Here is a 10,899-nt window from a genome sequence, read left to right as displayed (position 1 = left end):
AAGTGCATTACAGAAGTGGTAGGCTATCAGAAGAGATAAAAAGAGAAATAAGCAAAATGATTTTTGAAGAAATAAAGGACCCGAGAATAAGTAGTATGACCAGTGTAACAGATATTGAAGTATCAAAAGATTTGAGATATGCGAAAATATTTATAAGTGTATATGGAAGTACTGAAGATAAGACGAATACAATAGATGGCCTTAAAAGTGCTACTGGTTTTATCAGGCATGAACTTGGGAAAAGAATTAAATTGAGATACACACCTGAATTAATGTTCGAATTAGATAATTCAATAGAATATGGAGCGCATATATCAGAGATTTTAAAGGATTTAGGTGATCAAGGAGGTGAGCATAAATGATATTAAATGATATGATAGATGGTATAAAAAAAGCAAATGATATGATAATCGTAACACATATTTCACCTGATGGTGATGGATTAGGATGTGTTACAGCCATGTACAAAGCGATGATAAAAATAAATAAAAATGTCAATGTTTTTATAGATGATAAATTACCCGATATATATCGATTTTTACCATATATAGAAAAGATAACTAAGCCATTCGATAAAAAGGCTGACCTTCTTTTTATAATTGATTGTGCTGATGAAAATAGGATGGGTAATGCGAAAGAATTATTAAAAACAATACCTATTTCAATAAATATTGATCACCATATTTCAAATACACTATATGCTACAATGAACTATGTTGATACAAATGCTGCATCATCTGCAGAAATTATATATCAGATAATTAAAATGCTTGGTATTGATATTGATAGCGATATTGCGAAATGCCTTTACACAGGTATTGTAACAGATACAGGAAGTTTTATGTACAGTTCAACAACATCATTTACACATGAAGTAGCTGGTGATTTAATAAACAATGGCGTATCAGTTAGTGAAATATCAGATAAAATATTTCATAACATCAAATTTAATAAACTTAAATTGATAGGAAAGATTTTAAATAAAATAGAACTATATGAAAATAATAAAATTGCCTACATGGAAATTAAAAATGAGGATTTTATAGAGACAGGCACAGATTTAACTGATGTGGAGAATATTATTAATTATGGAAGGGATATAGATAGTGTAGAAGTTGCTGTATTGCTAGTTGAAAATAATGATGAAGTAAAAGGTAGCCTAAGATCAAAAAATTATATCAATGTTAATAAGATAGCCAAAGAATTTAATGGTGGCGGACATGTAAGGGCATCAGGCTTTACTATAAATGGTAAATTAAGTAATATTAAAGAGCAAATTTTAAAAGCAATAAAAAATGAATTGAATGAGGGGTATTAGTGGACGGCTTTTTGAATGTACTAAAGCCGCCCGGGATGACGTCACATGATGTAGTGGCCTTTTTGCGTAAAAAACTTAATATTAAAAAAATTGGCCACCTTGGAACCCTTGATCCAGGAGCTGCAGGGGTATTGCCTATTTCTATAGGGAAAGCTACAAGGTTATCTCAATACATATTTGATTTAAAAAAATCTTATAGAGCTGAGATAACTTTTGGATTTTCTACGGATACACTTGATAAGTACGGTAATATTGTTGAAGTAACACCAGTACGTCAATTTACAAATGATATATTAGAGAATGTAATTAAAAAATTTGAAGGAAATATATTACAGATTCCTCCGATATACTCTGCAAAAAAAATTAATGGGAAAAAATTATATGAATATGCAAGAGCTGGTAAAGAAATAAATATTAAGCCATCAACAATAAATATATATGAAATTAAAGTTTTATCTTATGAAATCCCGTATAAATTATTAATTGATGTTAAGTGCTCAAAGGGAACATATATAAGAGCTCTCGTAAGAGATATTTGCAAAAGTTTATCAGTAGCAGGTTATATGTCAATGTTAATCAGAACAAGTGTTGGCTTATTTAATATTGATAATTCATATACATTAGAAGATATTAAATTAGATAATTATAAACTTCTTGATATGGATAGTATTTTGTCTTTACCTTCTGTTTATTTGGACTATATAGATTCTAAAAAAATAATGCATGGACAGTGTATAGAAAATAAATATTTATTTAATACTGAAAAAATTGTAAAATTATATAATAGCGATAAAATGTTTATAGGTATTGGCAATATCAGAAATTCAAAAATTTATGTTGAAAGATTATTATTTGGAGCTGAGGAGTAATTGTTAATACTAGATGAAAATAATATAAATCTTTATAATGATAAAAAAGCTATCGCACTTGGCAATTTCGATGGAGTGCATCTTGGCCATCAGGCTCTAATTAAAAGAGCTATTGAATTGTCAAGGATAAACAATATATTAAGTTCAGTTTTTACATTTAAACAGCATACTATGAAAATAATATGTCCCGATAGGATGCCACAACTTTTAACAACTAACAGAAAAAAAGAAGAGGAGTTATCTAAATTTTCATTAAATTATGCTATATTTTTCGATTTTAATAAAAATTTTTCAATGCTATCACCGGAAGAATTTATTAAAAATATACTTATTGATAAATTAAATATGAAGATTGCAATAGTAGGTGAAGATTATAAGTTTGGATATAAAGCCAAAGGCGATGTAAATTTACTTAAAGATTTATCTACGAAATATAATTATGATGTTGACATAATAGAACCCGTTAAAGTAAATGAAATGATAGTGAGTAGTAGTTATATAAGAGAATTGATTAAAGATGGAAATATTGAAGAAGCTAATAAATGTTTAGGACGCTATTTTAGCCTAGAAGGCTACGTTAAAAGTGGAAGAAAAGTTGGGAGGAAGCTTGGATTTCCAACTGCAAATATAAACATTCCCAGGGATTTTATATTGCCACTTAACGGAGTATATGTGACAAGAGTAAAAGTTTCAAACAATTATTTTTTAGGGATAACAAATGTTGGTATTAATCCTACATTTGGAATGAGCAACATATCAGTTGAAACATATATTATAGATTTTTGTGAAGATATTTATAACTTTTTTATAGAAATAGAATTTGTTAAGAGAATAAGAGATGAAATAAAATTTAATAATACTGAGAATCTTATTAAACAGATGGAAAAAGATTATTTATTTGCAAAGGATTATAAAGATATTTTACATTATTAAATTTTTATGGTAAAATAATATCCGTAGTTACCTTTTGCTTTGATATTCGTTCACCGGCGATATCAATGCTCATAGGCGAATTCATAAAATGGAGGTGAAATATTAATGCTAAATAAAGAAAAAAAGAATGAAATCATAGAACAAAACAGAATTCATGAAAGAGATACAGGTTCCCCTGAAGTACAAATTGCTTTACTTACCGAAAGAATTAATACATTGAATGAGCATTTAAAAGTTCACAAAAAAGATCATCATTCAAGACGTGGACTGCTTAAGATGGTTGGTCAAAGAAGAGGATTGTTAAACTATCTGATGAATAAAGATATCGACAGGTACCGTGCCATCGTTGATAAATTAGATTTAAGAAAATAGAGCGGGTAGCCTCGCTCTTTTTTATGTATTAAAGTTTTTATTATATGAGAAAATATGATAAGAACGAAAGGAGGATAATATGGAAAGAGTATTTGAAATGGATCTTGCGGGCAGAAAATTAACAGTTCAAACAGGAAAACTTGCACAATTAGCAAATGGTAGTGCACTTGTCAGGTATGGTGATACCGTTGTGTTAGTTACAGCCTGTGCCTCAAAAGAGCCAAGGGAAGGTGTTGATTTCTTTCCTTTAAGTGTAGATTATGAAGAAAGATTATACTCTGTAGGTAAAATACCTGGTGGTTTTATAAAAAGAGAGGGAAAACCGACAGAGAAAGCTATACTAACTTCTAGACTAATAGATAGACCGATAAGACCATTATTCCCACATGGATACAGAAATGATGTTCAAGTTATAGCAACAGTTTTGTCAGTTGATCCAGAAGTTCAACCTGAAATAGTAGCTATGATTGGTTCGTCTATTGCATTATCTATATCTGATATACCTTTTAATGGGCCGACAGGGTCTGTATCTGTCGCATTTGTAGATGGGAAATTTATAATAAATCCTGATCTTAAAACTAGAGAAAAAAGTTCACTTCACTTAACCGTCTCTGGTACAAAAGATGCGATAATGATGGTTGAAGCTGGTGCAAATGAAATACCAGAAGAAGTGATGTTAGATGCTATTATGTATGCACATGAGTACATAAAAAAAATAGTAGAATTTATCGAAGGAATAGTTAAAGAAGTGGGAGTACCAAAATCCGAAGTTATTTTACATGAAATAGATGGTGATCTTGAAAATCTTGTCAGAGAATATGCAACAGAAAAGATATACAATGCGTTAAGAACTGAGGAAAAGAAAGAAAGAAATGATAATATCGATAAAGTAGAAGAAGAGGTTTTGGAGCATTTTAAAGACGAGTATCCAGATAATCTTGCAGATATAGACGAAGTTTTATATACTATAACAAAAGAACAAATGAGAAAGATGATTACAGACGAAAAAATTAGAGTTGATGGAAGAGGACTTGATGATATTAGACCAATAACTTGTGATGTAGGTATTCTTCCAAGAACACATGGCTCTGCAGTTTTTACGCGTGGACAAACACAGGTTTTGACTGTTGCTACATTAGGTCCACTCGGAGATATACAGATACTGGATGGGCTAGGTGATGAAGAGTCAAAAAGGTATATGCACCACTATAATTTCCCTCCATTTAGTGTTGGCGAAACAAGACCATTAAGAGGACCGGGGAGAAGAGAAATCGGGCATGGTGCACTTGCAGAAAGGGCATTAGAACCGATGATTCCATCAGAAGAAGAATTCCCTTATACTATAAGACTTGTTTCTGAAGTATTAAGTTCAAACGGCTCAACATCTCAAGCTAGTGTATGTGGTAGTACTTTAGCACTGATGGATGCTGGTGTACCCATTAAATCACCTGTTGCAGGAGTAGCAATGGGACTTATAAAAGAAGGAGATTCTGTTTCAGTGCTTACAGATATTCAAGGTATAGAAGACTTTCTTGGTGATATGGACTTTAAAGTAGCCGGTACTGAAAGGGGCATAACAGCTATACAAATGGATATAAAGATAGCTGGTATAGGTCGAGAGATTCTATCAACGGCGTTAGAAAAGGCAAGAAAGGGTAGGCTTTTTATACTAAATAAAATGTTAGAAACCATTAAAGAACCAAAGAAAGAGCTTTCACCATATGCTCCAAGGATAATAAGATTAAATGTAGATCCAGATAAAATTAGAGATATCATTGGTGCTGGCGGTAAAACAATCAATAAAATAATTGCTGATACTGGTGTTAAAATAGATATTGAAGATGATGGGCGAGTATTTATCTCCTCAGTAGACTTAAAAGCCGGTGAAAAAGCAAAAATGATGATTGAGGCAATTACAAAGGATGTCGAAGCTGGAGCTATATACCTCGGAAAAGTTACTAGAATTGTTTCATTTGGTGCATTCGTTGAAATTGCTCCAGGTAAAGAAGGCCTTGTGCATATTTCAAAGCTTGCTAAAAAACATGTTAATAAAGTCGAGGATGTAGTAAAAGTTGGTGACGAAATTTTAGTAAAAGTAACAGAAATAGATAAACAAGGACGAATAAAATTATCAAGAAAAGATGCTTTACCTGAAGAAAACGAAAAAGAAGAATAAAATGCATAAACCGTATTGGTTTATGTTTTTTATTTATTTCTTTTAATTTGTCAACTTTTTTATTTTATTAACTTTTATATAAATTATGTAATATAATAGTATGCCACCTAATAAAATTTAATTAGAAAAAATAACATAGGTGGTGTTATAATGAAGATATACTATATAAAATATCCTAAAAAATCAATCATTATAATAATTGCTATAATTATTATTGCAATAATTTTATTAAGTTTATTAGTTAATAGAGCCATAACAACATTTAATGTAAATGATCCGATATATAAAGGAGATACTAATGATAAGAAGATAGCCTTTGCATGTAATGTTGCATGGGGAAATGAATATATACCAAAAATGCTTAATATATTTAAAGAGAACAATATTAAAATAACTTTTTTCTTTGAAGGACAATGGGCAGAGAAAAACCCTGATATAGTTAAAAAAATAGCTACAGATGGGCATGAAATTGCTAGCCACGGATATACACATGTTAAATATACACAGTGGAGTAAGGATAAATATGCTGAAGACATTAAAAAATCAGGTGATATATTAGAGAAAATATGTGGTGTCAAACCAAAACTTTTTGCTCCACCTTATGGCGATTTTAATGATGATGTTGTAAAAACCGCCGAAGGATTAGACTATAAAGTTATACTTTGGAGTCTTGATACAATTGATTGGAGCAATCCCGGAATAAATAATATTATTGATAGAGTTGTAAAAAAGGCCCACAACGGTGCGATAGTTTTAATGCATCCGACTAAAGGTACTGTAGAAGCATTGCCTACAATGATTAAAGAATTAAAAGAAAAGGGTTATGTCATAACAAATATTTCAGATATATTAAAATAACAAGGGAGGAAGTACATGTATATACATAAGAAGATAAATGGAATTGATGTTGTATCATATAAAATGCCTTATGTTAATTCAGTCTATCTTGGGATATGGTTAAAAGTAGGATCGAGGTATGAAAATGCAGAAGAAAATGGTATTTCACATTTTATAGAACACATGGTTTTTAAAGGTTCCAATAAGAGAAGTTCCAAACAAATAGCAGAAGAAATCGACAATATCGGTGGCCAGATGAATGGTTTTACAGGAAAGGAAAGTACGTGCTTTTACATAAAAGTATTTAAAACATATATTGAAAAGGGCATTGATATCCTTTTTGATATGGTTTTTAATCCATTGTTTGATGATAATGACATTGAAAAAGAGAAAAAGGTAGTAAACGAAGAAATATATATGAATAATGATTCACCTGAAGACCTCGCATATGATATGCTGGCAGAAACTATATGGAAGGGTAACCCCTTATCATTTCCTGTACTTGGTACAGAAGGTAGTGTTAAATCTTTTAAAAGAGAAACTATCATAGAATATTATAATAAAAACTATATAAAGGAAAATATAGTTATTTCAATTGCAGGAAACTTTGATGATTCAATATTTAATACAATTAGGGAAAAGACTGAAAACATAAAATCACTTAATATTAATAGAAACTTATATAAACCTTTATGGAATAAAGGAGTAGCTATAAAAAATAAAGAATTTGAACAAATAAATATTTGTTTAAGTATGCCAGGGATTAAATATTCTTTTGATGATATCTACACATTATCAATTATAAGCAATGCATTTGGAGGTGGTATGAGTTCACGGTTGTTTCAAAAAATACGTGAAGAAAAGGGACTTGTATATTCAATATATTCTTTTCCATCAATATATGTTGATACAGGTGCGTTTACTATTTTTGCAAGTATGTCATATGACAATTTAAAAGAAGTTTATGATTTAGTAATAGAAGAGATATGTGATATAAGAGAAAAAGGTTTTTCAAATGATGAAATAAATAAATTTAAAGAGCAATTGAGAATAGGAATTTTAATGGATATGGACAGTATTAGTAGCAGGATGTCTGGACTCGGAAAGTCCATGCTTCTGCTTGGGAAAGTATATACACTTGATGATATTTTAAATAAAATTAATGCAATTACAAATGAAGAAGTAAATAGCCTTGCTAAAAATTTATTTCAGATAGAAAAACTTAGTATCTCATTAGTTGGAAAAATAAATGAAAAAAAGATAGGATGGTTAAAAATTGGATAATAGAATAGTACTTATGATAAAAAGAACAAATGATGCTAAAGATTTGCCATTACCACAATATATGAGCAGTGGTGCAGCTGGAATGGACTTATATGCAAAAGTTGACGATACTGTAGTTATAAAACCTGGTGAAATAAAATTAATTGATACTGGTATAATGATTCAATTGCCAGAGGGATATGAAGCACAGATTCGTCCAAGAAGTGGACTTGCATTAAAATACGGAATAACAATGCTAAATTCACCAGGTACAATTGATTCAGACTATAGAGGTGAAATAAAATTAATATTGATAAATCATGGAAAAGAGAATTTTAAAATTGAAAGAGGTTTAAGAATTGCTCAAATGGTTATAAACAAAGTCGAAATCCCTAGAATTGTAGAAGTTTCAGAACTTAATGATACTGAAAGAGGAACATCTGGATTTGGTCATACTGGTTTATAATGTAAGGAGGGCAGTAAGTTGAGATTAAGTGAATTCGGCTATAAAGAAATTGTTAATTTAAATGATGGTAAGCGGCTCGGTCTCATAGAAGATTCGGATCTTATCATAGATGAAAATACAGGTGAAATTAATTCAATAATTGTTTACGAAGCAAAAGGGTCATTATTTAGAAACAAACTTAATTATATTGAAATACCCTGGGAATTTATTAAAAAAATAGGTAATGACATGATTATAGTTGAAATGGAAACAGAAAAGAACAGAAGATATTTATAATTATTAATAAAGGAAAGGAAAAATCCTTTCCTTTATTAATATAATAAAGTATAATATTTATAACAAAAAGGTCTTCTAAAAATATATTATCTATTATAGAAGACTTTGAATGATCTATTACGCTTTTTATTATACAGAATTGAAAGGGTGGTTTTTACGAATATTTTAGTACAAAAATTTGGTGGAACATCAGTATCAACAAATGAAAGAAGAAACATGGCTGTATCCAAAGTAGTAAATGCTATTGAGGAAGGTTTTATGCCTGTAGTCGTAGTTTCAGCAATAGGAAGAAGTGGTGACCCATATGCAACAGATACTCTAATTAATTTTGCAAAATCTATAAATAAAGATATTCCGCGAAGAGAACTTGATATTTTGATGTCTTGTGGTGAGGTTATATCAAGCGTAATATTTGCAAATACATTAATAGGTAAGGGATATAAGGCTAAAGTTTTTACAGGTGGACAAGCAGGAATAATAACAGATGATAATTTTGGAAGTGCAGATATAATAAGGGTTGAACCAAAATATATTCTTGACTCTATAAATCAAAACATAATACCAGTCATTGCCGGATTTCAAGGAATGACTATAGATGGTGATATTACAACACTTGGAAGGGGGGGAAGTGATACTACAGCAGCATTACTTGGAGAAGCATTAAAAGCATATGCAGTTGAAATCTATACAGATGTAGACGGGATTATGACTGCAGATCCAAGAATTGTTACAAATGCCCACATATTAAAGAAGATAAGCTATAATGAAGTTTTCCAAATGGCAGAACAAGGCGCAAAAGTCATACATCCAAGAGCCGTGGAAATAGCTATGAGGGGTAATGTCCCTTTAATAATAAAAAATACGATGACAGATAGTCCTGGTACTATAATTACACAATACAATAACGCATACAGCAACATTTATGAAACGGATAATCTTGTTACAGGTATTGCAAATATGAATAATAGAGTACAAGTAATTATGGAAGTAGATTCAGATGACAAAGATATATTTGAAAAAATTGCTGAAAGTAAAATAAGCATAGATCTTATAAATATATTTCCTGATAAAAAGATTTTTACTATATCAGAATCAGATTTACAAAAATTAGAAGAATTATTAAAAAGTAATATTATTAAATATAACATAAGAAAAAATTGCAGCAAAGTTTCTATAATAGGCAATAAAATACGTGGTGTACCAGGAGTCATGTCAAGGATAATTAAAGCATTATCTAAAAACGGTATTGAGATATATCAAACAGCCGACTCACACAACACAATATCATGCCTTGTAAGCCAAGATAAAGCTGATAAAGCTATTAAAATTTTACATGATGAATTCAAACTTGAAAATTACAATTAGCGCATATTATGCGCTTTTTTTTTAATACTAAATTATAGGAGTGTGATACAATGAGTTCAACACAAATAATGCCATCGGTACAACAAAATATACAAAATTTTGGGCAGACAAATATACCAAATTATGAAAGTAGTATTCATTGCCTTCCAATTATAGGACAGATTGAAGGACATCTTATTCTGCCACCGCAAAATAAAACGACGAAATATGAACATATAATACCGCAATTAGTAGCGATTGAAGAAAATCCTCAAATAAAAGGATTATTAATACTACTAAATACCGTGGGTGGTGATGTTGAAGCGGGATTAGCCATTGCTGAAATGATATCAAGCTTATCTAAACCAACAGTATCGATAGTTTTGGGGGGGGGACATAGTATAGGCGTTCCACTTGCCGTTTCTTCAAATTATTCTTTTATTGTTCCAAGTGCTACAATGACTATACACCCTATAAGAATAACGGGACTCGTCATTGGTGTGCCACAGACATTTGATTACTTTAATAAAATGCAAGATAGGATTGTTGAATTTGTTATTAGAAATTCGAGAATTAAAAGAGATGTATTTATGAATCTTATGCTAAAGATCGGAGAACTTGCAAATGATGTTGGAACAATATTAGTAGGGAAGGAAACTGTTGACTATGGATTAATTGATGAGGTAGGAGGTGTTTCAGAAGCTATTAAAAAACTTCAACAATTAATTGATAAGAAAAATAATTAAAGGTGATGTTTAATGCTATATACAATCATACCATATGAGCTGATTTTTGAGAAACGCGATGATATAAAAAATGGTTATTTAGAAACAACTATAGAAAATAGGCATTTGTTATTAGAAAAGATAACAGATAATAGTTATAAAATAATAAGGATGTATTCGACAAATCCCAATGATTATTTAGATAATAAATATACACCAGGAAATACAATTAATTTAAAGCTAATATAATTTATGTTATAATAGATGTGTTAAACACATCTATTATATTTTTTAAAATAAAAAGGATTTTAGAAATAAAT

Annotated in this window: 13 protein-coding genes; all 13 read left to right on the top strand. The window is 30.1% G+C overall.

The genetic code is table 11. From position 1 onward, the window contains the following. The first annotated feature begins 2 nt into the window (after positions 1 to 2). The 13 genes from rbfA to CPG45_RS15880 all read left to right on the top strand — a co-directional run bounded on the left by rbfA (position 3) and on the right by CPG45_RS15880 (position 10,828). On the top strand, positions 3 to 362 hold the full coding sequence (gene rbfA / locus CPG45_RS15940) for a 30S ribosome-binding factor RbfA (RefSeq protein WP_096233159.1): 360 nt from the start codon (positions 3 to 5) through the stop codon (positions 360 to 362). Further along, entirely contained in the window at positions 359 to 1,318 is a 960-nt protein-coding gene (locus tag CPG45_RS15935; RefSeq protein WP_096233157.1) for a DHH family phosphoesterase, read from the top strand. Before rbfA ends, CPG45_RS15935 begins: the two co-directional genes overlap by 4 nt. After that, complete coding sequence (gene truB, locus CPG45_RS15930; protein WP_096233155.1) at positions 1,318 to 2,187, top strand: tRNA pseudouridine(55) synthase TruB; 870 nt, start codon at positions 1,318 to 1,320, stop codon at positions 2,185 to 2,187. Before CPG45_RS15935 ends, truB begins: the two co-directional genes overlap by 1 nt. Further along, on the top strand, positions 2,188 to 3,120 hold the full coding sequence (locus CPG45_RS15925; protein WP_096233153.1) for a bifunctional riboflavin kinase/FAD synthetase: 933 nt from the start codon (positions 2,188 to 2,190) through the stop codon (positions 3,118 to 3,120). A gap of 105 nt (positions 3,121 to 3,225) precedes the next feature. Continuing rightward, positions 3,226 to 3,492: a 30S ribosomal protein S15 gene (gene rpsO, locus CPG45_RS15920; protein ID WP_096233152.1), complete on the top strand. Its 267-nt coding sequence runs from the start codon at positions 3,226 to 3,228 to the stop codon at positions 3,490 to 3,492. A gap of 79 nt (positions 3,493 to 3,571) precedes the next feature. After that, positions 3,572 to 5,668, top strand: a complete 2,097-nt coding sequence (locus CPG45_RS15915; RefSeq protein ID WP_096233150.1) for a polyribonucleotide nucleotidyltransferase — start codon at positions 3,572 to 3,574, stop codon at positions 5,666 to 5,668. Between the two features lie 150 nt (positions 5,669 to 5,818). Then, entirely contained in the window at positions 5,819 to 6,526 is a 708-nt protein-coding gene (locus CPG45_RS15910; protein ID WP_096233148.1) for a polysaccharide deacetylase family protein, read from the top strand. Between the two features lie 15 nt (positions 6,527 to 6,541). After that, on the top strand, positions 6,542 to 7,789 hold the full coding sequence (locus CPG45_RS15905; protein WP_096233146.1) for a M16 family metallopeptidase: 1,248 nt from the start codon (positions 6,542 to 6,544) through the stop codon (positions 7,787 to 7,789). A gap of 13 nt (positions 7,790 to 7,802) precedes the next feature. After that, on the top strand, positions 7,803 to 8,234 hold the full coding sequence (dut, locus tag CPG45_RS15900; protein ID WP_172856675.1) for a dUTP diphosphatase: 432 nt from the start codon (positions 7,803 to 7,805) through the stop codon (positions 8,232 to 8,234). Between the two features lie 18 nt (positions 8,235 to 8,252). Then, positions 8,253 to 8,510: a YlmC/YmxH family sporulation protein gene (locus CPG45_RS15895; RefSeq protein ID WP_096233142.1), complete on the top strand. Its 258-nt coding sequence runs from the start codon at positions 8,253 to 8,255 to the stop codon at positions 8,508 to 8,510. 105 nt (positions 8,511 to 8,615) lie between these two features. Further along, positions 8,616 to 9,875 carry an aspartate kinase gene (gene dapG / locus CPG45_RS15890; RefSeq protein WP_255405096.1) on the top strand — a complete coding sequence of 420 codons (1,260 nt, stop codon included), beginning with the start codon at positions 8,616 to 8,618 and terminating at the stop codon, positions 9,873 to 9,875. 50 nt (positions 9,876 to 9,925) lie between these two features. Beyond that, positions 9,926 to 10,600 carry a ClpP family protease gene (locus CPG45_RS15885; protein ID WP_096233140.1) on the top strand — a complete coding sequence of 225 codons (675 nt, stop codon included), beginning with the start codon at positions 9,926 to 9,928 and terminating at the stop codon, positions 10,598 to 10,600. 12 nt (positions 10,601 to 10,612) lie between these two features. Continuing rightward, positions 10,613 to 10,828 carry a YlzJ-like family protein gene (locus CPG45_RS15880; protein WP_096233138.1) on the top strand — a complete coding sequence of 72 codons (216 nt, stop codon included), beginning with the start codon at positions 10,613 to 10,615 and terminating at the stop codon, positions 10,826 to 10,828. The last annotated feature ends 71 nt before the right edge of the window (positions 10,829 to 10,899 follow it).

It is taken from the genome of Thermoanaerobacterium sp. RBIITD (genome assembly GCF_900205865.1).
Classification (GTDB): Bacteria; Bacillota; Thermoanaerobacteria; order Thermoanaerobacterales; family Thermoanaerobacteraceae; genus Thermoanaerobacterium.
The sequence above is the reverse complement of the archived record's forward strand: the minus strand, read 5'-3'. Positions and strand labels throughout refer to the sequence as shown.

Excerpts from the sequence above, each read along its gene's own strand:
- CPG45_RS15935 (WP_096233157.1), top strand. The coding sequence starts at position 359 with ATGATATTAAATGATATGATAGATGGTATAAAAAAAGCAAATGATATG.
- rpsO (WP_096233152.1), top strand. The coding sequence starts at position 3,226 with ATGCTAAATAAAGAAAAAAAGAATGAAATCATAGAACAAAACAGAATT.
- CPG45_RS15915 (WP_096233150.1), top strand. The coding sequence starts at position 3,572 with ATGGAAAGAGTATTTGAAATGGATCTTGCGGGCAGAAAATTAACAGTT.
- CPG45_RS15910 (WP_096233148.1), top strand. The coding sequence starts at position 5,819 with ATGAAGATATACTATATAAAATATCCTAAAAAATCAATCATTATAATA.
- CPG45_RS15905 (WP_096233146.1), top strand. The coding sequence starts at position 6,542 with ATGTATATACATAAGAAGATAAATGGAATTGATGTTGTATCATATAAA.
- dut (WP_172856675.1), top strand. The coding sequence starts at position 7,803 with ATGATAAAAAGAACAAATGATGCTAAAGATTTGCCATTACCACAATAT.
- CPG45_RS15885 (WP_096233140.1), top strand. The coding sequence starts at position 9,926 with ATGAGTTCAACACAAATAATGCCATCGGTACAACAAAATATACAAAAT.
- CPG45_RS15880 (WP_096233138.1), top strand. The coding sequence starts at position 10,613 with ATGCTATATACAATCATACCATATGAGCTGATTTTTGAGAAACGCGAT.